Source organism: Streptomyces pseudovenezuelae (assembly GCF_001513955.1).
Classification (GTDB): Bacteria; Actinomycetota; Actinomycetes; order Streptomycetales; family Streptomycetaceae; genus Streptomyces; species Streptomyces pseudovenezuelae.
Window position 1 is genome coordinate 658,894 of sequence record NZ_KQ948146.1, and the last position, 21,740, is coordinate 680,633.

Consider the following 21,740-nt stretch of genomic DNA (forward strand, 5'->3'; position numbering starts at 1 on the left):
CGCTCCTCCTGGCAGGGCGTCCTTGGCGCGCGGCAACGGGCGTTCCCACCCGTTCCTGGTTAGGGTCCGGGCATGGCATCCGTGCGCGCGGTCCTGATCGACATCGACGGAGTTCTCACCGTGTCGTGGGAGCCGCTGCCGGGGGCGGTGGCGGCGGTGCGGGAGCTCCGGGAGGCCGGTCTCGGCGTGGCGCTGGTGACGAACACGACCTCGCGGACCCGGGCGTCGATCGCCTCGGTGCTCGCGGGGGCGGGGTTTTCCGTGCAGGCGCAGGACATTCTCACCGCGCCCGCGGCCACCGCCTCATATCTGGCCGAGCACTGCCCCGGCGCCCGCTGCACGCTGCTGAACAGCGGGGACATCGCCGAGGATCTCGCGGACGTCACGCTGGTCGGCGGCGAGGCCGAGGAGGTCGATGTGGTCGTCCTCGGTGGCGCGGGACCCGAGTTCGGTTACCCGGCGCTCAACCAGGCCTTCGGGCACCTGCAGCGCGGGGCCCGGCTGGTGGCGATGCACCGCAATCTGTACTGGCGTACCGCCGACGGGCTCCAGCTCGACGCCGGGGCCTTCCTGGCCGGTCTGGAGCAGGCCGCCCGGACCGAGGCCGAGGTCACCGGCAAGCCGTCGCCCGCGTTCTTCGAGGCGGCGCTCGCCCGGCTCGGGGTCGGGGCGGACCAGGCACTGATGGTGGGCGACGACATCGAGTCGGACGTACTGGCCGCCCAGCGCGCCGGGCTCACCGGGGTGCTCGTGAGGACCGGGAAGTACCTCCCGGAGACCCACCGCTCGGCGAGCGGCAGGCCCGACCACGTGATCGACTCCATCGCGGACCTGCCGGCGCTGCTCGGCGCGTCAGCGCAGCAGTAGCTGTACGCCGCCCACGACCGTCGCCGCGATCACGAGCTGTTCGAAGAGCCGCTGGTTGATCCGGTGCACCGCCCATTTGCCGAGGAACGCCCCGGGCACCACGAACGCCACGAGGGCGAGGTCGAGCAGCAGCGAGCGGCCGTCGATCAGGCCGAGGCCGACGCTGAAGGGCACCTTGGAGACGTTGACGATCAGGAAGAAGAACGCCGAGGTGCCGAGGAAACCGAGCTTGCGGAAGCCAGCCGACAGCAGGTACATCGACATCACCGGGCCGCCGGCGTTGGCGACCATGGTGGTGAAGCCGCCGAGCACACCGTAGGAGCGGGCCTTGATCCGGCCGGTTCGGGTGGCGACCGAGTCGGGTTCCTCCTCGGTGTCGGCCGTGCGGCGGCGCCACACCGTCACCGCGGCCATGAAGAGGAGGATCGCGCCGATCGAGGTGCGGACGATCCCGTCGTCCGCCCACTGCAGGAACAGCGTGCCGGCGACCACGCCGACCGCGACCGCGGGGAACAGGCGCCAGAGGGTGGGCCAGTGGGCGTGCCGTCGGTAGGTGAGCACCGCGAGCAGGTCCCCGGCGATCAGGATCGGCAGCAGCGCGCCGGTGGAGGCGCGGGCGGGCAGCACCGCGGCGAAGATCGCGAGGCTGACCGTGTTGGCCCCGCTGACGGCCGTCTTGGAGAAGCCGACGAGCAGGGCCGCGGCGGCGAGCGCGGCGAACTCCCAGCCGGAAATGTGCCAGAGCGTCATCGTGTCCATGCGGAGACCGATGCTAGGTGGAGGTAAGAGATCTTGTCAGTGCCGTCTCGCCGAGTGGTCCTGTTGGAGTCGTCGGACTCGGCCCCCTCGTGACTCCCGGCCGTCGTCATCGAGGGACGGAGCGGCTTTAATCGACACCGCATCGACACCGCGAGTTTCGGACTGCGACGCAGCGGGAGCAGACATGGCCGAGCACGTCCTCACCGGAAGCAACGGCCCTCTCGCCGTGCGCGAGTGGCCGCACGACCACCCCCGGTACCTGGCCCTCGTGGTGCACGGATACGGGGAGCACGTCGGCCGGTACGAAGAACTCGCCGGGGTCCTCGTGGCGCACGGAGCGGCCGTCTTCGGGCCCGATCACGCCGGGCACGGGAAGTCCGCCGGGGAACGGGTCCTGATCGAGGACTTCGAGGACGTGGTCACGGACGTGCACGCGGTGGCGGCCCTGGCGCGGAGCGTCCACCCCGGTGTCCCCCTCGTCATGGTCGGGCACTCCATGGGCGGTCTGATCGCCGCCCGCTTCGCCCAGCGGTACGGCACCGAGCTCGCCGCGCTCGTGCTGTCGGGTCCGGTGATCGGCGCCTGGGAGCTGCCCGGGGCGCTGCTCGCCCTCGACGAGATCCCGGACACGCCCGTCAGCCCGGCCTCCCTCTCCCGTGACCCGGCGGTGGGCGCCGCCTACCGGGCGGACCCCCTCGTCTGGCACGGCCCGATGAAGCGCCCGACGGTGGAGGCGTTCGCCCGCACCCTGGAGACCGTGTCGGGGGGCGGTGACGTCGGCCCGCTCCCGCTGCTGTGGCTGCACGGCGACGACGACCGGCTGGTACCTCTCGGAGGGAGCCGCGTCGGCATCGAGGGGATCAGGGGCGGAACGTTCACCGAGCGGATCTACTCCGGAGCCCGGCACGAGGTGTTCCACGAGACGAACAAGGCGGCCGTCTTCGCAGACGTGACGGACTTCCTCGACGAGGTGCTCACAGGCTGAGACACCACAGTTTGCACGAGTACGCCCGGGGCACCCGCGCCCCCATGGAGTGGTTGCGTCGAGCGGCCTGCGTGGGAGAGGACCCCGAGCTGTTCTTCCCCGTGGGCACGCAAGGACCCGCGCTGCGGGACACCGCGGCGGCGAAGCGCGTCTGCGCCCGCTGCCCGGTCGCCCCCGAGTGCCTCGATCTGGCGCTCAGCGGTGGGCAGACCTCGGGCGTGTGGGGCGGGACCTGCGAACAGGAACGCGACGAACAGCTCCGTACGGGCATTGACCATGCCAGAAGGAGGAGCACGGTATGACTGTGGTCAGGAGCACCCTGTCCGACTCGGCCCGCGAGACGGCCGGGGAGGCCCTGCAGAACACCCTGGTGGATCTGATCGGTCTGTCGTTGATCGGAAAGCAGGCGCACTGGAACATCGTGGGCCCGCGTTTCCGGTCCATCCACCTGCAGCTGGACGAGGTGGTGACGACGGCCCGCTCGTTCTCCGACACGGTGGCGGAGCGCGCCGCGGCCCTGGGTGTGCCGCCGGACGGCCGGCCCGAGTCGATCGCCGCCGCGTACACGCTGCCCGGCTCGAAGGGCGGCTGGATCCGCGACGACGAGGTCGTCCGGCTGATCGTGGAGACGCTGGAGGCGGCCATCGGCCGACTGCGCGAGCGCATCGAGGCCACCGAGAAGGCCGACCCGGTCACGCAGGACCTGCTGATCGGCATCACCGCCGAGCTGGAGAAGCAGCGCTGGATGTTCGAGGCCGAGAACTGGCCCCGGGACTGACCGTCCGCACACACCCACCGAAAGGCGCATGCGATGACCGACGCTCTCGAACTCGACGCGTTGTGGGAGGACTTCCACCGCGCGGTGAACATGACCTCGCAGGAACTGGCCGCCTGGCTGCGGGTCAGCGAGGCCGACGAGTCCGCCGAGCCGCTGCCGGAACACGCGGGTGAGCCGACCGGGCAGCATGTCCTCGCGATCCTCCAGAAGCGGCGCACGGACCTGACCGACGACGACCTCGAGGTGATGTACGAGGTCGTGGACACCGTCAGCGCGGAGGCCGGCGCGGAGAAGGAACACGAGGCCGAGGAGACCCTGCGCAGGCATCGCCTGATGTCCGTCGGACACGATCCGCTGAGGCGATGACCAGGGCCGAGCGCGTCGTAGGGGAACTCGTCGGCGCGCACGGGCGGACCTACGCCGCGGAGGCGGGCATCACGCTGAAGGACACCCCGCAGCCCCTGTACCGGCTGCTGGTGCTGTCCCTTCTGCTCAGTGCCCGCATCCGCGGCTCCGTCGCGATCGCCACCGCGCGCGAACTGCACCGGGCGGGACTGCGCGACCCCGGCCGCATGGCCCGGGCCACCTGGCAGCAGCGGGTGGACGCGCTGGGCCGCGGCGGCTACCGGCGCTACGACGAACGCACGGCCACGCAACTCGGCCGGGGCGCCGAGCTGTTGACCGAGCGGTGGGGCGGCGATCTGCGTCGGCTGCGCGCGGAGGCGGACGGCGACGTCGCCGAACTGCGGCGCCTGCTCCAGGAGTTCCCCGGCATCGGCCCGGCCGGCGCCGACATCTTCCTGCGCGAGGTGCAGGGCCTCTGGCCGGAGGTCGCGCCCTGGCTGGACGGCAGGACACTGGCCGGTGCCGAGCGGCTCGGCCTTCCGAAGGATCCCGACCGGCTGATCGAGCTGGCCGGAGATGTCCGACCGGACGTTCTGGCCGCCGCGTTGGTGCGTGCGGCGATCGACGACGAGGTGGCCGAAGACAGCCTCCGTCGCGCCGGGTGACATGGCACACTGCTCGCACATTCTGTCGAGCAGAGGAGCTTTGTGTGACCGGGACCGAGTCGGCCGGCCGGCGGATCGACACGAGCAGGCCGCATCCGGCCCGGGTGTACGACTGGTTCCTCGGCGGGAAGGACAACTACCCGGTCGACGAGGAGCTCGGACGGCAGATCACCGCGCAGGGGGACGCTCCCCGGCAGGCGCGTGCCAACCGCCGGTTCATGGAGCGGGCCACCCGGGTCGTCGTACGGGAGGCGGGAATCCGCCAGTTCCTCGACATCGGCTCCGGCATCCCCACCGAGCCCAACCTCCACCAGATCGCCCAGTCCGCCGTACCGGACGCCCGGATCGTGTACGTCGACAACGACCCGATCGTGCTGGCCCACGCGGCGGCCCTGCTGCACGGCACCCCGGAGGGGGCGACGCACTACCTCCAGGCGGACGCCCGCGAGCCGCGGAGAATCCTCCAGGGCGCCTCCGCCGTCCTCGACTTCGAGCAGCCCGTCGCGCTGTCGCTGGTCGCGCTGCTGCACTTCATCTCTGACGAGGACGGCGCCCAGGAGCTGGTGGACACCCTGGTCGACGCGCTGGCACCGGGCAGTTGTCTGGTGCTGTCGGCGATGACGGCGGACTTCGATCCGGAGCGGGTACGCGCGGGTATCGCGGCATACACGGCGAGCGGGGTCACCCTGGTGGCCCGCTCGCACGACGAGGTGAGCCGTCTCTTCAAGGGACTTGAGGTGCTGGAGCCGGGGATCGTGTCCCTGTCGCGGTGGCGTCCGGACGCACGCGAGGAGGGCGACGCCGTGTCGCTGTACGGGGCGGTCGGCATCAAGCGCTGAGCCCGCCGACCGGATCTCACCCCAGCAGCCATCCGCCGTCCACGCTCAACTCCACCGCGTTGACCGAGCCGTTGCGCAGCAGGAAGTCCACGGCGTCCACCACGTCCGCCACGGTCGCGAGCCGTCCGGTCGGGGTCCTGGCCCGCAGTCCCGCCAGGACCTCCTCCGGCTTGGCCCGCCAGTAGGGGCTGTCCCCCACCACCCCGGGATGGATCGCGTTGACCCGGACGGGAGCGAGTTCGACGGCGAGGGAGTGCATCAGCCCGGTCACCCCGGCGTTCACGGTCGCCACCGTCGTCGCTCCCGGGTAGGGCCGCTCCTTGGCCTGTCCGCCGAACAGCACGATGGCGCTGTCGTCGCGCAGTCGGCTCTGCAGCGCGTGCACGACGGCGGTGTAGCCGACCAGCTTGAGGGTGACGAGGTGGACGGCGGCGTCGATGTCGTACGCGCTCACCCGGTTCTCGTCGCGGGAGATGCCCGCGATCACCAGGTGGTCGACGGTTCCCACGTCGCTCAGCGCGTCGACGATCCCCTTCGGGCGCGCGAGGTCCAGGGCGAGCCCCCGGGCGCCGATCTCCTTGGCGGCGGTGTCGGTGCGGTGGGCGTCCCGTCCGGTGATCACCACCTCGTCGCCACGCCCGGCACGCACCCGGGCGAACTCCCTGCCGATGCCCGAGGTTCCCCCGATCACCACCACGCCGCTCATCGGTCAGCCTCCCTCAGGTAGTCCCAGTCCCGTGTGAAGCGGTAGGAGTGCCGCACCGGCGGCTGCGGCGCCTGTGTCTCCAGCCAACGCAGCGGCCCCTCACCGGCGTTGGAGAAGCCGTGCACACAACCGGCCCCCGCCCAGGCGCAGTCGCCCGGACCGAGCCGGTACGCCGAACCGTCGAAGACCGCGTCCACCTCGCCCTGGAGGAACAGGTACGTCTCCTCGAAGGGGTGGTCGTGCGTGCCCGCGACGCCGTCGGGCGCGTACTGCACCATGAACATCGTCGAGGCCACCGCGCCCAGGTCGCTGTCGACCATCATCTTCACGGTGATCCCGCTGTAGACGAGCAGCGCGGTCCGCATGCTCGCCGACACCGCGAGCAGGTCCTGGGACTGCTTGCCGGGGTCCATCTGGGCGGGTTCGAAGTGCCCGAAGGAGCGGGTGCGCGGGTCGCGGACGTCGATACGGACGGGCGGGCGCACCGGCCACGGGGAGACCGTCTGGGTGTCGTACCCGTACCGGGCCCGCGGCACGGGTGCGAGCAGGTCCGCCCAGCGGGCGACGCCGTCCCCGGTACCGCGCCAGGCGTGCGGGACGCCGGCGGGCAGGAGGCCGTAGTCGCCCTCCTCCAGCAGATACGAGCCCTCGGGCACGTCGAGGATCACGGTCCCGTCGAGGAGGTGGAAGCTCTCCTCGTACGAGTGGACATGAGCCGCCACGCTCCCGTCGGGGCGCAGCTCGCACACCCCGAAACCGGTGTGCGAGCTGCCGTCGGCCTCGCCGACCAACTCGCTCCGCCGGTAGCCGTGTTCGTCGTACGACGGCTCGGGGAGGTCGGTGGCCCGGCGCACCAGGTGTCGCGTCACGCCCGGGCCTCCTTCGCGGCCAGCAGCCGGTCGCGGGACTCCTCGACCAGGCGCCGGGCACGCGCCACGTCGGCCGTGAGCCTGCCGTCACGCTTGCGGACGACGCCGTCGACGAGGACCGTCTCCACGTTGGACACGTCGGCGCTGAGGGCCACCGCGGCGGCGGCGTCATGAACGGGAGCCACGTTCAGGGCGGTTGCGTCGATCGCGACGACGTCCGCGCGCTTGCCCGGCGTGAGCGATCCGGTGCGGTCCTCCAGGCCGGCGACATGGGCGCCGTTGCGGGTGGCGATCTCCAGCATCTGACGTGCCGTCAACATGGTGTCGGGGACCGGGACGTCGGCCTGCCAGCTGGCCGCGTTGACCCGGGCGCGCTCGGCTCCGAAGGCCGCGCGGATCTGGGTGAACATGTCGCCGGGCACGGTGGTGACGACGTCGATGCTCAGGGAGGGGCGCAGGCCGTGCTCGATCGCCTTCATCACCGGCGGCCAGCCGTGCCCCATCTGCGTCTCGACCTGCGGCGCGATGGAGACCGTACCGCCGCTGTCGGCGACCAGCCGCCACTCCTCCTCGCTGAAGTAGCAGCAGTGGACGTAGGTGGTGTCCGGGCCGAGCAGTCCGAGGTCGTGGAGCTGCTTGACCATGCCGAAGCGGCCGGCGAGGCGTCCCATGGCCACGTGCACGGTGATCGGGATGTCGAGCTCGCGGGCCAGGGCCCACTCGGAGGTGACGACGTCGTTGACGCAGAAGCCGGGGCCGCGGGTGGCGAGGCCCAGGGTGAGCAGGCCGGTGTCGGCGGAGAAGTACTCGCTGCGGATCCGGCGTACGTCGTCGCCCGGGATCGCGATCTTGCTCTCGAACCAGTAGTCGGCGAGCGAGGTGTTGGCGCTGCCGTACGCGTACTGGGCGCGGATGCCGGTCTCCGCGAGGGCCCGGATCGCCGCGTCCGGATGCTCGGGCGTGTTGTTGATGTGGGACCAGTCGACGAGTGTGGTGATACCGGCGTTGAGGCACTCCAGGGCGCCCGCGAGGTTGGCCGCGTACACGTCCTCGGGGGTGTAGAGGGGTGCGAAGGTGTCGAGGATGTCGACGAAGTAGTCGTCGAGGGTGGCGTCGGGCGCCACGTTCCGGATCGACGCCTCCCAGGTGTGGCGGTGGGTGTCGACGAAGCCGGGGATCACGATGCGGCCGCTCATGTCGAGGACCTCGGCGTCCGCGCCGATCTCGCGGTCCACGGCCGCGATCCTCCCGTCCTCGATGAGGACGTCCCCCCTCGGCCGGTCCCCGATGGCGGGGTCCATGGAGAGCACGTGTCCGGCACGAAGGAGTATCCGATGGGTCATCGCGCTTCCTCCTCAGGGGTGTTCAGTACGCGGCCAGGCTCCTGACGGCCGCCACGACTTTGTCGACGGTGGGAATGACCTGTTCCTCCAGCGCGTCCGCGAACGGCAGCGGCACGCACTCCCCGGCCACCCGCCGCACCGGCGCGTCCAGCAGCCCGAACCCCTCGTCGGCGACGACGGAGACCAGGGTCGCGCCCCAGCCGCCCTGGTACGGGTTCTCCTCGACGGTCACCAGCCGGGAGGTACGGCCGAGGGAGGCGAGCACGGTGGCCATGTCGAGGGGCACCAGGCAGCGCAGGTCGACGACCTCGACGCCGATGCCGTCCGCGGCGAGCCGCTCCGCTGCCGTGAGCGCGACCGGCACCATCGAGGCGAGCGCCACCAGCGTCACGTCGGCGCCCTCACGCACGACGGCGGCGCGCCCCAGCTCGACCACGTGGTCCGGCGGCGGAGGTGGCCCCTTGGTCGCCAGCAGCCCCTTGTGCTCGAAGAACACGACCGGGTCGTCGCTGCGGATCGCCGCCGCCATCATCCCGATGACGTCGGCGGGGGTGGAGGGTGCCGCGATCTTCAGCCCGGGGACGGTCAGGGCCCAGTTCTCGGTGGCCTGCGAGTGCTGGGCGCCGAATCCGAGCCCGCCGCCGTTGGCGGTGCGCACGACGAGGGGCACGGTGACCTGACCACCCGTCATGTACCGCACCTTGGGTATCTCGTTGGCGAGGTAGTCCCAGCAACAGGCCAGGAAGTCGGAGAACATGATCTCCGCGACGGGCCGCATCCCGGTCATCGCCGCGCCCATCGCCGCGCCCACGATGGCCTGTTCGGAGATCGGGGTGTCCCACACCCGCTCGGACCCGAACTCCTTGTGCAGTCCGGCGGTCGTCTTGAACACCCCTCCTGCCTCGCCGATGTCCTCCCCCAGGCAGACCACGGACGGATCGCGTCGCATCTCCCGCGCGATGCCCTCGGCGACCGCCTCCCGGTACGTGATCACGTCCGCCATGCCGCACCTCCGTCGGCCCACACGTCGGTGAAGGCCTCACGGGGATCGGGCGACGGCGCGTTCCGCGCGGCCTCGACCGCCCGCTGTACGACGGTCCGCGCGCGGTCGTCGGCCTCGGCGACCGTCTCCTCGGGCACCCCGGCCTCGACGAGCCGCCCGCGTGCGATGTCCAACGGGTCGTGCTTGAGCCAGCGTTCGACCTCCTCGGCCGGCCGGTACGTCGCCGGGTCGGTGCGGCTGTGCCCGAAGTGGCGGTAGGTCTCGGCCTCCAGCAGGGCGGGCCCCTCTCCGGCACGGGCCCGCCGCGCCAGCCGGGCCACGGTCTCCAGTACGGAGACGACGTCGTTGCCGTCGACGACCTCGCCGGGGATGCCGTAGGCGGAAGCCCGGTCGGCGGCCGGCCGGGGCACCGCGGTGACGTCGGCGATCGGCGTGTACTCCATGTACAGGTTGTTCTCGCAGACGAACAGCACAGGCAGCTTCCACACGGCGGCCAGGTTCAACGCCTCGTGGAAGGCGCCGATGTTGGTGGCGCCGTCCCCGAAGAAGGCGACCGCGAGCTGCCCGGTGCCGCGCAGCTTCGCCGACCAGGCGGCGCCGACCGCCATCGGGAGGTGGGCTCCGACGATGGCGTAGGAGCCGAGCATGTTGGTGGCCGCCTTGGTGAGGTGCATCGAGCCGCCCTTGGCCCCGCACAACCCCGTCGCCCTGCTCATGAGTTCGGCGAGGCACTCCTCGGGGGTGGCACCCCGGGCCAGCGCGTGGTGGTGGCCGCGATAGGTGGCGAAGACGTAGTCGTCGTCGCGCAGCGCGGCGCTCGCTCCGACGGCGATCGCCTCGTGGCCGGCGGCGAGGTGGGTGGTGCCCTTGACGAGGCCCTGGAGGAAAAGGTCGTGGGCGGCCTTCTCGGTACGGCGGATGAGGGCCATCTGCTCGTACAGGGCGAGGAGTTCACCGGTGTCCATCGCCGCTCCCCCGGTGTCCGTCCGCGGTCCCGGTGTTCAGGTGGGACTGTGCCTCCCGGGCGGTGTTGAGCTCGCCGCCCACCGTCCAGTACTTGCGGCCCGCGACCAGGAGTTCCTCGGCGGGGAACTTGGTGATGACCTCGCAGCCGTCGGCGGTGACGACCAGTTCCTCCTCGATCCGGGCGGCGGACCAGCCGTCGGCGGCGGGCCAGTAGGTCTCCAGGGCGAACACCATGCCCTCTTCGAGGACTTCGGGGTGGTCGAGGGAGACCAGGCGGCTGAAGATGGGCTTCTCCCAGATCGACAGGCCCACGCCGTGGCCGTACTGGAGAGCGAAGGCGGCGGTCTCGTCGGCGAAGCCGAACTCCTGCGCGCGCGGCCACACCTGGACGATGTCGGCGGTGGTGGCGCCCGGCCGCACAAGGGCGATCGCCTGGTCCATGTACTCGCGGCAGCGCACATAGGCGTCCCGTTGGGCGCGGGAGGCGCTGCCGACGGCGAAGGTGCGGTAGTAGCAGGTGCGGTAGCCGAGATGGCTGTGCAGGATGTCGAAGAAGGCGGGGTCGCCGGGGCGGATCAGGCGGTCGCTGTAGACATGCGGGTGAGGTGAACAGCGTTCGCCCGAGATGGCGTTGACGCCTTCGACGTACTCGCTGCCGAGGTCGTAGAGGACCTTGCTGACCAGTCCGACGCACTCGTTCTCGCGGACGCCGGGGCGGAGGTGGGCGTAGAGCTCCTCGTAGGCCGCGTCGACCATCGCGCAGGCCTGGGCGAGCAGGGAGATCTCGTCGCCGGTCTTGACGCGGCGGGCCTCCAGGAAGACCTGCTGGCCGTCGACCACGTCGATGCCCTCGACGCGCAGGGCGGCGAGGACGGGCATCTCGGCGACGTCGATGCCGAGCGGTTCGCCGGCGAGGCCGTGCGCGCGCAGTTCGGCGGCGATCTTCGCGGCGACGTCCTCGGCGATCCCGGCGTCCGGGTGGAAGGCGCCGCGCAGGGTGGAGATGCCGGCGCGGGCTCCGGTGGGCGGGCCTTCCTTGCCGTCGCTGTAGTCGAGCCACGGGTTGTAGAGCTGGTGGTGGCGGGCCGCGGAGCCGAAGTCCCAGACGATCGGTTCGCCGCCGCGGACCAGCAGGGCGAAGCGGATCAGCTTGTCCATCGCCCAGGTACCGATGTGCGTGGCGGTCATGTAGCGGATGTTGGCGAAGTCGAAGCTGAGCACGGCGCCCAGTTCGGAGCGGTTCAGTGTGTCGTGGAGCCGGGCCAGGCGCTGTCGGCGCAGCCGGTCCAGGTCCACTCGCGCTTCCCAGTCGACGGCGTTGGGGCCGTAAGTGCGGATCGCCATCGCGACCACCCCCACCATCGAGTCAACGACCGTCCACGGGGAGTGTCAAGTGACACTGAACGTTTTGGCTGTCATGGAACGGTGTGGCTGGACACGAACCAGACACCCACGGCCGGTTCGTCGCCGTCGTTGCGGTAGCGGTGGGGGGTGGTGGACTCGAAGCTGACGGCGTCGCCGGGACGCAGGACCTGCTCGTCGAAGCCGAGGGTGAGGACGAGTTCACCGGAGGTCAGATAGCCGTACTCGGTGCCGGGGTGGCGCATCAGACCGCCCGAACCGGAGGAGGAGCCGCCGGGCCGGTAGGTGACGAGCAGGAAGTCCACGTCCGTGCCGGGAACGTGCCCGAGCCGCTCCCACACGACGCCGGAATCCAGTTCCAGCACCTCCCGCTCACCGGGGGTGACCAGGGGGCCTATCCGTCGCCCGGGGTCGGCGGCGAAGGCCGCCAGGGCGTGCACGACGGTGGCCGAACCCACCGCCGCGGCGGTCTCCCGGGCCTCGAAGAGCGACTCGACGGAGATCCCGAGAGCCGTGGTGATCGCGTACAGGGTGCTGACCGACGGCTGGCTCTTCCCGGTCTCGATCTGGGAGACCAGACTCGCGGAGACACCGACCTCGCGGGCCAGGGCACGCAGGCCGAGGCCACGCTCCAGCCGCGCCTGCCGGATACGTACGCCGACGGACGGCACGGGGGCAGGGGACACGGGCGGGCTCCTCTCCTGTGCAGCCCCATTGAACAACCTGGCCCACCGCCCGGGGAAGACGGCCCGGTCGCCCGGGGACGAGCGGGGCCCTTCGCCCGGGCAGGACGCCGACCCCCACCCGACGCAGAGCACACATGTGTCCGGGACAAGCCCCCCTCCCCCCGACCACCCCCGCCGCACCATCAGGGAAACAGCGCTCGCACCTCCCACCCGTCCCCCGCCCGCGGCCCCGCATGCAGCTCGCCCCCCAGTGCCGTCACCCGCTCCTTCAGGCCCACGAGCCCGAAACCGCCCCCGTGAGCCGCCGGAGGCAACTGGCTGCCGCCGCGGCCGTCGTCGGAGACGGTCACCTCCAGGCGGTCCCGCTCGTACCGCAGTCCGACGGCGATCTCGGAGGCGTCGCCCGCGTGCCGCCGTACGTTGGTCAGGGCCTCCTGGACCACTCGGAAGGCCGCCGCCTGGACCTCGTGCGGGAGGTCCTCGGGCACGACGGGTTCGCGGTGCAGGGCGGCCTTCTGGACGGGGCTGGAGAAGCCGTCGACGAGCCCGGCGATGCCTGCCAGGTCGCCCACCGGACGCCGGTCGGCGGCGTCCGCGGTGTCGCGCAGGACGCCGACCGTGCGGCGCATCGACGCCAGCGCCTCGGTCGCGGCGCGCTCTATCCCGGCGAGGACCGGATCGAGCTCGTCGGAGTCGGTGTCCGCCATCATGCGGGCCACCTGTGTCTGCACCAGGATGCCGGTGACATGGTGGGCGACGAAGTCGTGCAGGTCGGCGGCGATGGCCAGGCGTTCGGAGCGGCGGGTCTCGCTCACGGCGACGGTCCGCCGGTAGTCCTGCGAGCGCAGGTACGCGGCGAACGCCACGGTGAGGCCGATCAGGACGAACCCGATCAGCATGTACGCCAGCATGAAGTCCTCGTCGTCGGCGAACGGCCGCGCCGGCAGCGCGAGCACGGCGGCCCCGACGAGCGACGCGCACGGCATCACCGAGGTGCGCGGGCAGTGCCGTACGGCGACGAACAGCAGGCACAGCAGGATCGCCGGCTCACCCGGCCCGAACAGGGCGCCGGAGCGCAGCACCGAGTCGGCCGTGCACAGCAGGGAGCCCACGGCCGGTACGACGGTGCGCAGTTGAGGGGTGAGCCAGAGTGGGCGCCGGTGGGCCGGCCACAGTACGGCGGCGCCGCCGATCAGCAGCACGACTGCCTGTGGCCAGCCGACACCGCGGTCGGTGCCGGAGGCGAGGAGATCGACGGCGGCCGCCGCGACGAGGGCACCGATGCCTGCGCCCCACACGCAGCCTCGGGCGGTAACGGACTTCATGCGATCACCGTATGCGCGGGGGACAGTGAAGGGATCGGCCGAACGGCCGAGGAGCGGTCGTGCCGGGCCCGCGGTCCCTGGCCGTTCGGCCGAGGCGGGAGCCGGGGTCCACGAGCGAGGGTGGAGCCACTTCCCCGGGAGCACTGCCCGGGAGGCACCCCTGCGGGAGCCACCTCCTCCCCCTCCCCTGTACCTGGAGCACGTGATGCAACGCAAGATCCTCGTCGGCGCCGTCGGCGGACTGGCCGGCGCGGCCGTCGTCTTCGGGCTCGGCACCCACTTCCTCTCCGGCACCGAGTCGAACACGCGGCTGAGCGACGACACCACGGTGTCGGTCGACGGCCACCGGGCCCTGGCGGCGAACATCGTCGCGGGCCGCACCGAGAGCAAGTACCACCCCCTGCCGTGGGTCGGCGTGAAGGTCACCCACGTCTCCTGCCCGGGCGGGCTCAAGGCCGTCGCCGGCGCCACCCTCACCTGCACCGGGACGAAGAGGGGCGGCGAGACCGTGGACATACCGGTCACCGTGGTCAGGGCCTCGGCCACGTCCGTCACCTGGAAGTTCGACCGCTAGCAGAGGACCGCCTCACATCATGGACACCGTCCTGGCCGGTTACGGCCTCGTCAAGAAGTACGGCTCCACCACCGCGCTGGCCGGGGTGGACGTCGAGGTCCGCGAGCGCGATTCGCTGGCGATCATGGGTCCGTCCGGCTCCGGCAAGTCCACCCTGCTGCACAGCCTCGCGGGGATCGTCCGCCCGGACGGCGGTGAGGTGATGCTGCGCGGCGAGCGCATCGACCGGCTCGGCGAGAACAGACTCAGCGCACTGCGCCGCAAGCGCTTCGGCTTCGTCTTCCAGTCCGGTCAGCTGCTCCCTGAACTGCCCGCCGAGGAGAATGTGGCACTGCCGCTGATGCTGGAGGGCGTCCCCCGCAAGCAGGCCGTCGAGCGGGCCCGCCGCTGGTTCGTGCCGCTGGGCCTGGACGGTCTGGCGCACCGCAGGCCCGGTCAGCTCTCCGGCGGCCAGGCCCAGCGGGTGGCGATCGCCCGTGCCCTGGCCGTCGAGCCGGACGTCGTCTTCGCAGACGAGCCGACGGGCGCACTCGACCAGGCCACCAGCACTGAGGTGGTCCGGCTGCTGACCTCGGTCACCCGCGAACAGGGCGCCGCCCTGGTGATGGTCTCCCATGACGCGGATGTCGCCGCCCACTGCGACCGGATCCTGCATGTCCGAGACGGCCGGATCAGCGGCCACAGCCAGTACACGGTCGCCTGAGCGGCAGGAGATGTCATGCGTTCCCCCGTCCTGTTCCTGACCTGGCACCTGAGCCGGTCCTCCGGACGCCGCGGCGTCCAGAGCCGGCTGCTCGCGGCCGGTGCCGCCGCCGTCGGCGCGTTCGTCCTGCTGGTGATCGCCGGCGCCGCCCTGGGCTCCGGCACCCGCGCCGACCGCACCGCCTGGCGCACCCCCGAGCCCGCCCGGCACGCCACGGCGGTCCAGGCGCTCGCGACGACGTACGTGCGCCACGAGCCCGTCACCGTGGTCTCCCTCGCCCAGCTCCCCGGACGGCCGCGGACCCCCGCCCCGCCCGGCCTGACGGCCTTCCCCCGGCAGGGCGAGGTGTACGTCTCCCCCGCCCTGGCCGCACTGCTGCACCAACTGCCCGCGAACCAGCTCGCCGACCGCTTCCCGAAGGTGTCGTCGTACGGCACCATCGGCGCCGCCGGTCTGGCCTCGCCCGACGAACTGGTGGCCGTGGTCGGACGCGCTCCGACCGATCCCGCGGTGTCCAGGGCGGCGGAGGGGTCCACGGTGGCCGACATCGACCAGGTCGCTCGGGCCGGGATCACCGGCTTCACGGGCGACCACGCGAGCCTGTTCACCTCCTCGGACCAGCAGATCGCGCTGGTGGGCGTGGGGCTCCTGGTGATGCCGGTGGTGGTCCTCTCCGCGGCTTCCGGACGGCTGGGTGCGGCCCGGCGCGAGCAGCAGCTGGCCGCGTTGCGGCTGGCGGGAGCCACCCCGCGGCAGATCATCGGGATGACCGCGCTGGAGACCGCGGCGCTCGGCGCGGCCGGCGCCCTGGCGGGGGCGGCGCTGTACTCGGCGGCACTGCCCGCGCTCGCCGAGATCCCCTACGGCATCGGCGGCTGGTACACGAGCCAGCTGTGGGTGGGGCTGCCGTGGCTGGCTGCGGCCGTGGCGGCGGTCACCGGACTCATCACGGTCAGCGCGGTGTCCACGCTGCGCCAGGTCGCCACCTCGCCGCTCGGGGTCGCCCAGCAGGCCGATCCGCGGCGGACCCGGCTCATCCGGCTGGTGCTGTTCGTGGCGGTCCTGCTCTATCTCTGGAGTTCCACCTCGGGCGGCCAGTTGTCGGCCCGGCAGGTGATGGGGCTGCTCCTGATGTTCTACGGCGCGTTCTGGCTGTTCGGGCCGTGGGTGGTGGACCGGCTGGGCCGACTGGTGAGCCGCTTCGCCCGGCGTCCGGCGACGCTGCTGGCGGGCCGACGCCTCAGCGACGACCCCCGGGGTGCCTGGCGTACGGTCAGCGGCCTCGTCCTGGCCGGGTTCGCGGCGGGTTTCTTCGCCGTCAGCATGGTCGGCATGGACGGTTCCGCGCACCGGGGCCAGATCGCGGTCGCCGGTGCGCACGCCTCCGAGGTCCGCACGCTGCTGCGGGACGCGGGTGTCCCCGCGACCGTCCGCACGGTGGGCGAGGACGAGTGGGACGAGCTCCTCAACAGCACCCCGGGCGTGATCGTCCACGTCTCCGGCGGCGGACAGGCCCGGCTCGACGCGGCCGTCACCGCGCTGACCCCCGCAAGTCCGGCCCGTCCGGTCATCACCCAGGACTCCGCGACGGCCGGCGACCGCTCGGCCATAGGCCGCTTCGCCGAGGTCAGCACGGCGACGCTGGCCCTGAGCTTCCTCGTCGCCACCACCTCAGCCGGCCTCACCGCCGCCGCGGGCGTCCTGGACCGACGCCGGATCTACGGTCTCCTGCGTCTCGCCGGCACCCCGTTGAAGGTGCTGGACCGGGCCCGTGTCCGCGAGACGGTGATCCCCCTGGTCGTCCTGGCGGGCGGCACCACGGCGGTCGGCGTCTACGCCTCCTACCGCCTCAACAAGATCTTCGGCGCCACCCTCAACACCTCCGGCACCCTGCAACTCGGCGCCTGCGTGGCCGTCGGTGCCCTGGCGATGTTCGCGGCGATCGGCATGAGCCGCCCACTGCTGCGCAGAGTGACGCGGGACGCGATACGCAGCGCGGACTGAGGGGGCGGGCGAGCCCGAGGTGACGGAGGCCGTCGGCCGCGGGCGGGGGGCGACAGCGAGCACCGACCGTCGGCATGGACGCCGATGCTCCTCCGTTGCCCTGGGCAACACCTCCATCACCACCTCGTCCCCACCCCCTCCACCCCACTCGGCCCTTGTCCACACCGGCACCGCCCCCGCACCCCCTGAGGCATGATCGACCCATGACGAGCTCCACCCCGCCGGCCGCGCCCATCCGCGTGCTGATCGCCGACGACCAGGACATGGTCCGTACCGGCTTCCGTTTCTTCCTGGACGCGCAGCCGGACATCACCGTGGTCGCCGAGGCCGCCGACGGGGAGACGGCGGTGCGGCTGGCCCGGGAGGCGCGGCCCGATGTGTGTCTGCTGGACATCCGGATGCCGAAGCTGGACGGGCTGGAGGCGACCCGGCTGCTGGCCGGGCCCGAGGTCGCCGATCCCCTGCGGGTGGTGGTGGTCACCACCTTCGACCTCGACGAGTACGTCTACGGCGCGCTGCGCGGCGGTGCCTGCGGGTTCCTGCTGAAGGACTCCGGGCCCACGCTGCTCGCCGAGGCGGTCCGCGCCGCCGCGGCCGGTGACTCGTTGGTCTCCCCCTCGGTCACCGTCCGTCTGCTGCGGCACCTCACGGCGGGCCCGAAGCCGGAACCGGTGGTCGTGTCCCGCCCGGCACCGGCCACCGAGCCCCTGACCGACCGTGAGCTCGACGTGGTCCGCCTGGTCGCCCTCGGCCGTACGAACGCGGAGATCGCCGCGGAGCTGTACGTCTCCCTCTCCACGGTCAAGACCCACCTCGCCAGCGTCCAGCTCAAACTGGCCGCACGGAACCGCGTGGAGATCGCCGCCTGGGCCTGGCAGCACGGGCACGCGCGGCCCGAGCACTGAGTCACCCCTTCTTCTTGGCTCCCAACAGCTCTTCCATCCGGTCGAACCGCTCGTGCAGGGCATGCAGGGTCTCGGCACCCACAGGGTGCAGACGCCTGTGCTGCCGCGCCACGAACCAGGTCGCGAGTGCCGCCGTGACCATGCCGTAGGTCGTGATCCCGACGACCATGACGACTGTGCCGACGGCCCGGCCCCACCAGGTCACGGGGTAGAAGTCGCCGTATCCGACGGTCGTGGCCGTCTCGACAGCCCACCACAGGGCCTTCGGGTACGAGGTCAGACTGGCGCCCCGCGCCCCCTCCTCGGCGGCGACCACCGCCCAGGATCCGGTGAGCATCACCGCGAGAAGGACGGCGGTCGCACCGCCTGCCGCCTTCGCATGGAGCGAGCGGCCCTCCCGGCCGTGCATCAACTCGACCATCCTCGCGAGGATTCCGGGCAGCATGCTCACTCCTCGAAGTCCGGGGGCGGCGCGGGCGCACGGGGCCAGTGTCACCGCCCAGAGGGTGTCCGGCACTTCGGACAGGGCGTTCGAGTCGCGGTTTGCGGGACAAGCTGATCATCGGACGGCACAATGGCGGCAACGGTCGCAGGCACGGAGAAGGAGCACTGTCGTGAGCGAGAGCCACACCCCGTCGGGCGCATCGGCGAGGCTGAACACAGGTGTGGCGCACAACGCGCGCGTGTGGAACTACTGGATCGGCGGCAAGGACAACTACGAGGTCGACCAGCGGGTCGGCGACCATGTCGCCGGGATGTTCCCGATCATCCGGGAGATCGCCCGCGCGGACCGCTGGTTCCTGGGCCGCTCGGTGCGCTTCCTCGCCGAGGAGCGGGGCATCCGGCAGTTCCTCGACGTCGGCACGGGGCTGCCGACGGTGGACAACACCCATGAGATCGCCCAGCGCATCGCCCCCGACGCCCGGATCGTCTACGTCGACAACGACCCGATCGTCCTCGTGCACGCCCGCACCCTGCTGACCAGCACTCCCGAGGGCGTGACCGACTACATCGACGCCGATGTCCACGACCCGGCCGCCATCCTCGAACGGGCCGCGCAGACCCTGGACTTCAGCAAGCCGGTCGCGGTGATGATGCTCGGCATCCTCAACTTCGTCCTCGACACCGACGAGGCGCGCAGGATCGCGCACGAGATCATGGCCGCCATGCCCGCCGGCAGCCATCTGGCCCTGACCCACCCCACGTTCGACGCCGACCTCGGCGGCGAGGGCCAGATCCCGGCCATGAAGTTCTGGAACGAGAACGCCACTCCTGCGATCACGGCCCGCAGCGGCGCGGACATCGCCACGTTCTTCGACGGACTCGACCTCCTCGAACCGGGCCTGGTCTCCTGCTCGCAGTGGCGGGCCGAGTCCGACTCCCCGGCCGTGGTACCGCAGTTCGGCGGGGTGGCCGTGAAACCCTGACGCGGGATCTGTTGGGCCGAGCCCGTCGTGGAGGACGTATGACCACCCTTGCCGACCCCGTCCCCGGGGGCCGTCCCGGGGACGTGGACCGGGCCACCGCTCTGAGCGAGGAGCTGTCCGCGCAGGGGGTGCACGGCGTGGTGCTGGCCTATGTCGACACCGCGGGCATCTGCCGGGTGAAGACCGTCCCGACGGCGAAGCTGGCCTCCGCCGCGGCCTGGGGCGTGGGCATGTCGCCGGTGTTCGACACCTTCCTGGCGAACGACTCGATCGTCACCACGGACACCCTGGGCTCCCCGGACGGCGATCTGCGCCTGTACCCCGATCTCGACCGGGTGGTGGCACTGGCCGGGCAGCCCGGCTGGGCCTGGGCGGCGGTGGACAGGATCACTCAGGAGGGCGAGCCCCATCCGGGCTGCTCCCGGACGGTTCTGCGGCGGATCGTGACCGAGGCGGCCGAGCGGCACGGGATCGCCTTCGAGGCGGGCATCGAGATCGAGTGGGCGGTGGGCCGGGGCCCGGCGGCGGACGGTGACTTCGTGCCCGCGGTGGCGGGGCCGGCGTACGGCGCCACCCGGCAGGTGGAACTGAGCGACTACGCGGCCGACCTGCTGGCGGCCTGCGCCGCGCAGGGCATCGAGGTGGCGCAGTTCCATCCCGAGTACGCGGCCGGGCAGTTCGAGATCTCCACGGGTGCCCTGGACCCGGTGGCGGCGGCCGATGTCAGCGTCCTGGTACGGCAGACGATCCGTGCGGTGGCCCAACGGCACGGACTCGTCGTCTCCTTTGCCCCGGCCGTCTTCGCCGAGGGCGTCGGCAACGGCGGCCATCTCCATCTCTCCGCCTGGCGCGACGGCGTGAACCTCCATTCGGGCGGCAAGGGCCGGTACGGCATGACGCGCGAGGCCGAGTGGTTCGTCGCGGGTGTCCTCGCCCACCTGCACGCGCTGACGGCCCTGACCGCGCCGAGCCCGGCCAGTTATCTGCGCCTCAAGCCCTCCCAGTGGGCGGGGGTGTTCTCCGCCTGGGGCCGGGAGACCCGGGAGGCGGCCGTGCGGATCGTCACCGGCACGGCGGGGCTGACCGACCGGGCCGCGAACCTGGAGCTCAAGCCGGTCGACCTGGCCGCGAACCCGTATCTCGCGCTCACCGGCCTGATCGCCGCCGGACTCGACGGGCTGACCTCGGCCATGCCCCTGCCCCGGGAGATCACCGGCGATCCGGCTCTGCTCCCCGCCGACCGGGCCGCCGCCATGGGCGTCCGCCGGCTGCCGACCTCCCTGTCCCAGGCGGTCCGGGCCTTCCGTGCCGACGAACAGCTGCGGGCCGCGCTGGGTCCGGTCCTCGCCGACGCCGTGGTGGCCGTGCGCTTCGGGGAGAGCGATTCCGTGGCCGACCTGGACGACGAGCAGATCGCGGCGGCGTACCGCTGGAAGTACTGAGCATGAGCGGACGTGTCCATGAGGCCCTCGCCGTGGCCCGGCTGGTGGACCACCACTGCCACGGCGTCGTGACCGGCGCACTCGACCGGCCGGGCTTCGAGTCGTTGCTCACCGAGGGCGCGGCCTGGCCCGGGATCTCCCCGTTCGACAGCCCCGTCGGCGTGGCGGTCCGGCGGCACTGCGCGCCGCTGCTGGACCTCCCCCGTCACGCGCCGCCCGAGGCCTACCTGGCCCGCCGTGCCGAGCTCGGCCCGCACGAGGTCAACCGCCGCTTCCTGAGCGCCGCGGGCACGGACGTGTTCTGCGTCGACACCGGGTACGCGCCGGACCGCATCACCTCGCCCGGGGAGCTGGCGGGCATCGCGGGCGGGACGGCCTACGAGGTCGTACGGCTGGAGAGTGTCGCGGAGGCGGTGGCGGCGCGGGGCGTGGAGCCGCACGCGTACGCCGGCACGTTCCGGGCGGCCGCGCTGGACGCCGTGGGGCGGCCCGATGTGGTGGCCGTGAAGTCGGTCGCCGCCTACCGCACCGGATTCGACCTGGACCCGGAGCGCCCCTCGGAGGCGGAGGTCACCCGTGCCGCCGCGGACTGGCTGGCCCGCGGTGGACGCCTGGCCGATCCCGTTCTCGTACGGCATCTGCTGTGGACCGCCGTGGACCTGGGGCTGCCGCTCCAGCTGCACACCGGGTTCGGTGACAGCGACATCCGGATGCACCGCGTGGATCCGACCCACCTCACGGACTGGCTGCACCTGACCGCGGGCACGATCCCGGTTCTGCTGCTGCACTGCTGGCCGTACCAGCGGCAGGCCGCCTATCTGGCCGCGGTGTTCGAGCAGGTGTACCTGGACGTGGGCCTGACGCTGCACTTCGTGGGCCCCGCGCGGTCCCGGGCGATCCTGGCGGAGGCGCTGGAGATCACGCCGTTCCGCAAGCTGCTGTACAGCTCCGACGCCTACGGATTGGCCGAATTCCATCTGCTCGGCGCGCTGTCCTTCCGGCAGGGCCTGGCCTCACTGCTCCAGGGGCGGGTGGACGCCGACGAGCTGAGCCTGCCGGACGCCTTGCGCATCGCGGCCTGGACGAGCGGGGACAACGCCCGCCGTCTCTACGGACTTCCCGCCCCGTCCCCGTCCCACCAGGCGAGCGCGACCGAGCACCCGCCGTCCCCGGAAAGTATGATCTAG

24 protein-coding genes are annotated in these 21,740 nt (G+C 72.0%); 14 read left to right on the forward strand and 10 right to left on the reverse strand.

Features of this window, described 5'->3' with window-relative positions; genetic code table 11:
- Window positions 1–72: 72 nt before the first annotated feature.
- Window positions 73–867: an HAD-IIA family hydrolase gene (locus tag AQI94_RS15045; protein WP_031057900.1), complete on the forward strand. Its 795-nt coding sequence runs from the start codon at window positions 73–75 to the stop codon at window positions 865–867.
- Here AQI94_RS15045 and AQI94_RS15050 read toward each other — a convergent pair.
- Window positions 853–1,626 carry a sulfite exporter TauE/SafE family protein gene (locus AQI94_RS15050; RefSeq protein WP_031057895.1) on the reverse strand — a complete coding sequence of 258 codons (774 nt, stop codon included), beginning with the start codon at window positions 1,624–1,626 and terminating at the stop codon, window positions 853–855. The genes AQI94_RS15045 and AQI94_RS15050 overlap by 15 nt on opposite strands.
- Before the next feature lie 184 nt (window positions 1,627–1,810).
- Here AQI94_RS15050 and AQI94_RS15055 point away from each other — a divergent pair, with 184 nt between their 5' ends.
- The 6 genes from AQI94_RS15055 to AQI94_RS15080 are packed head-to-tail and all read left to right on the forward strand — an operon-like array spanning window position 1,811 to window position 5,238.
- Window positions 1,811–2,611 (forward strand): alpha/beta hydrolase, encoded by an 801-nt coding sequence (locus AQI94_RS15055; RefSeq protein ID WP_031057894.1) that lies wholly within the window; start codon window positions 1,811–1,813, stop codon window positions 2,609–2,611.
- A gap of 44 nt (window positions 2,612–2,655) precedes the next feature.
- On the forward strand, window positions 2,656–2,913 hold the full coding sequence (locus AQI94_RS15060) for a WhiB family transcriptional regulator (protein WP_031057891.1): 258 nt from the start codon (window positions 2,656–2,658) through the stop codon (window positions 2,911–2,913).
- Entirely contained in the window at window positions 2,910–3,389 is a 480-nt protein-coding gene (locus tag AQI94_RS15065; RefSeq protein WP_031057888.1) for a Dps family protein, read from the forward strand. The genes AQI94_RS15060 and AQI94_RS15065 overlap by 4 nt, the downstream gene beginning before the upstream one ends.
- A 33-nt stretch (window positions 3,390–3,422) precedes the next feature.
- A complete protein-coding gene (locus tag AQI94_RS15070) occupies window positions 3,423–3,755 on the forward strand; it encodes a DUF3140 domain-containing protein (RefSeq protein WP_031057885.1) in 333 nt (110 codons plus the stop codon).
- The gene (locus AQI94_RS15075; RefSeq protein ID WP_031057882.1) at window positions 3,752–4,399 is read left to right on the forward strand and encodes an HhH-GDP family DNA glycosylase; all 648 of its coding nucleotides are present in this window, start codon (window positions 3,752–3,754) and stop codon (window positions 4,397–4,399) included. The genes AQI94_RS15070 and AQI94_RS15075 overlap by 4 nt, the downstream gene beginning before the upstream one ends.
- Window positions 4,400–4,443: 44 nt before the next feature.
- Window positions 4,444–5,238 carry an SAM-dependent methyltransferase gene (locus AQI94_RS15080; protein WP_031057880.1) on the forward strand — a complete coding sequence of 265 codons (795 nt, stop codon included), beginning with the start codon at window positions 4,444–4,446 and terminating at the stop codon, window positions 5,236–5,238.
- Between the two features lie 16 nt (window positions 5,239–5,254).
- Here AQI94_RS15080 and AQI94_RS15085 read toward each other — a convergent pair whose 3' ends face one another.
- The 8 genes from AQI94_RS15085 to AQI94_RS15120 all read right to left on the reverse strand — a co-directional run bounded on the left by AQI94_RS15085 (window position 5,255) and on the right by AQI94_RS15120 (window position 13,498).
- A complete protein-coding gene (locus AQI94_RS15085) occupies window positions 5,255–5,944 on the reverse strand; it encodes an SDR family oxidoreductase (RefSeq protein WP_031057879.1) in 690 nt (229 codons plus the stop codon).
- A complete protein-coding gene (locus AQI94_RS15090) occupies window positions 5,941–6,813 on the reverse strand; it encodes a cupin domain-containing protein (protein WP_031057877.1) in 873 nt (290 codons plus the stop codon). The genes AQI94_RS15085 and AQI94_RS15090 overlap by 4 nt, the downstream gene beginning before the upstream one ends.
- Window positions 6,810–8,156: an amidohydrolase family protein gene (locus AQI94_RS15095; protein WP_031057874.1), complete on the reverse strand. Its 1,347-nt coding sequence runs from the start codon at window positions 8,154–8,156 to the stop codon at window positions 6,810–6,812. Before AQI94_RS15095 ends, AQI94_RS15090 begins: the two co-directional genes overlap by 4 nt.
- A 22-nt stretch (window positions 8,157–8,178) precedes the next feature.
- The gene (locus tag AQI94_RS15100) at window positions 8,179–9,159 is read right to left on the reverse strand and encodes an alpha-ketoacid dehydrogenase subunit beta (RefSeq protein WP_031057871.1); all 981 of its coding nucleotides are present in this window, start codon (window positions 9,157–9,159) and stop codon (window positions 8,179–8,181) included.
- Window positions 9,147–10,124 (reverse strand): thiamine pyrophosphate-dependent dehydrogenase E1 component subunit alpha, encoded by a 978-nt coding sequence (locus tag AQI94_RS15105; protein ID WP_031057868.1) that lies wholly within the window; start codon window positions 10,122–10,124, stop codon window positions 9,147–9,149. Before AQI94_RS15105 ends, AQI94_RS15100 begins: the two co-directional genes overlap by 13 nt.
- Window positions 10,111–11,469 (reverse strand): M24 family metallopeptidase, encoded by a 1,359-nt coding sequence (locus tag AQI94_RS15110; RefSeq protein WP_031057865.1) that lies wholly within the window; start codon window positions 11,467–11,469, stop codon window positions 10,111–10,113. Before AQI94_RS15110 ends, AQI94_RS15105 begins: the two co-directional genes overlap by 14 nt.
- 71 nt (window positions 11,470–11,540) lie before the next feature.
- Window positions 11,541–12,173 carry a helix-turn-helix domain-containing protein gene (locus tag AQI94_RS15115; RefSeq protein ID WP_031057862.1) on the reverse strand — a complete coding sequence of 211 codons (633 nt, stop codon included), beginning with the start codon at window positions 12,171–12,173 and terminating at the stop codon, window positions 11,541–11,543.
- A gap of 182 nt (window positions 12,174–12,355) precedes the next feature.
- Window positions 12,356–13,498 carry a sensor histidine kinase gene (locus AQI94_RS15120; protein WP_031057857.1) on the reverse strand — a complete coding sequence of 381 codons (1,143 nt, stop codon included), beginning with the start codon at window positions 13,496–13,498 and terminating at the stop codon, window positions 12,356–12,358.
- A gap of 205 nt (window positions 13,499–13,703) precedes the next feature.
- Here AQI94_RS15120 and AQI94_RS15125 point away from each other — a divergent pair, with 205 nt between their 5' ends.
- From AQI94_RS15125 to AQI94_RS15140, 4 genes are all read left to right on the forward strand, one after another.
- Window positions 13,704–14,072, forward strand: coding sequence for a DUF4333 domain-containing protein (locus AQI94_RS15125; RefSeq protein WP_031057854.1), 369 nt, complete (start codon window positions 13,704–13,706; stop codon window positions 14,070–14,072).
- Between the two features lie 19 nt (window positions 14,073–14,091).
- The gene (locus tag AQI94_RS15130) at window positions 14,092–14,775 is read left to right on the forward strand and encodes an ABC transporter ATP-binding protein (protein WP_031057852.1); all 684 of its coding nucleotides are present in this window, start codon (window positions 14,092–14,094) and stop codon (window positions 14,773–14,775) included.
- A gap of 15 nt (window positions 14,776–14,790) precedes the next feature.
- Window positions 14,791–16,779 (forward strand): FtsX-like permease family protein, encoded by a 1,989-nt coding sequence (locus tag AQI94_RS15135; RefSeq protein ID WP_031057850.1) that lies wholly within the window; start codon window positions 14,791–14,793, stop codon window positions 16,777–16,779.
- 203 nt (window positions 16,780–16,982) lie between these two features.
- Window positions 16,983–17,684: a response regulator gene (locus AQI94_RS15140; protein ID WP_031057848.1), complete on the forward strand. Its 702-nt coding sequence runs from the start codon at window positions 16,983–16,985 to the stop codon at window positions 17,682–17,684.
- Between the two features lies 1 nt (window position 17,685).
- Here AQI94_RS15140 and AQI94_RS15145 read toward each other — a convergent pair whose 3' ends face one another.
- Window positions 17,686–18,129: a potassium channel family protein gene (locus AQI94_RS15145; RefSeq protein WP_031057847.1), complete on the reverse strand. Its 444-nt coding sequence runs from the start codon at window positions 18,127–18,129 to the stop codon at window positions 17,686–17,688.
- 169 nt (window positions 18,130–18,298) lie between these two features.
- Here AQI94_RS15145 and AQI94_RS15150 point away from each other — a divergent pair, with 169 nt between their 5' ends.
- From AQI94_RS15150 to AQI94_RS15160, 3 genes are read left to right on the forward strand one after another with little or no spacing between them, the layout of a single operon-like run.
- The gene (locus AQI94_RS15150) at window positions 18,299–19,111 is read left to right on the forward strand and encodes an SAM-dependent methyltransferase (protein WP_031057844.1); all 813 of its coding nucleotides are present in this window, start codon (window positions 18,299–18,301) and stop codon (window positions 19,109–19,111) included.
- 38 nt (window positions 19,112–19,149) lie between these two features.
- Window positions 19,150–20,553, forward strand: coding sequence for a type I glutamate--ammonia ligase (locus tag AQI94_RS15155; protein ID WP_031057842.1), 1,404 nt, complete (start codon window positions 19,150–19,152; stop codon window positions 20,551–20,553).
- A 2-nt stretch (window positions 20,554–20,555) separates the two neighbouring features.
- Complete coding sequence (locus tag AQI94_RS15160; RefSeq protein WP_031057840.1) at window positions 20,556–21,740, forward strand: amidohydrolase family protein; 1,185 nt, start codon at window positions 20,556–20,558, stop codon at window positions 21,738–21,740.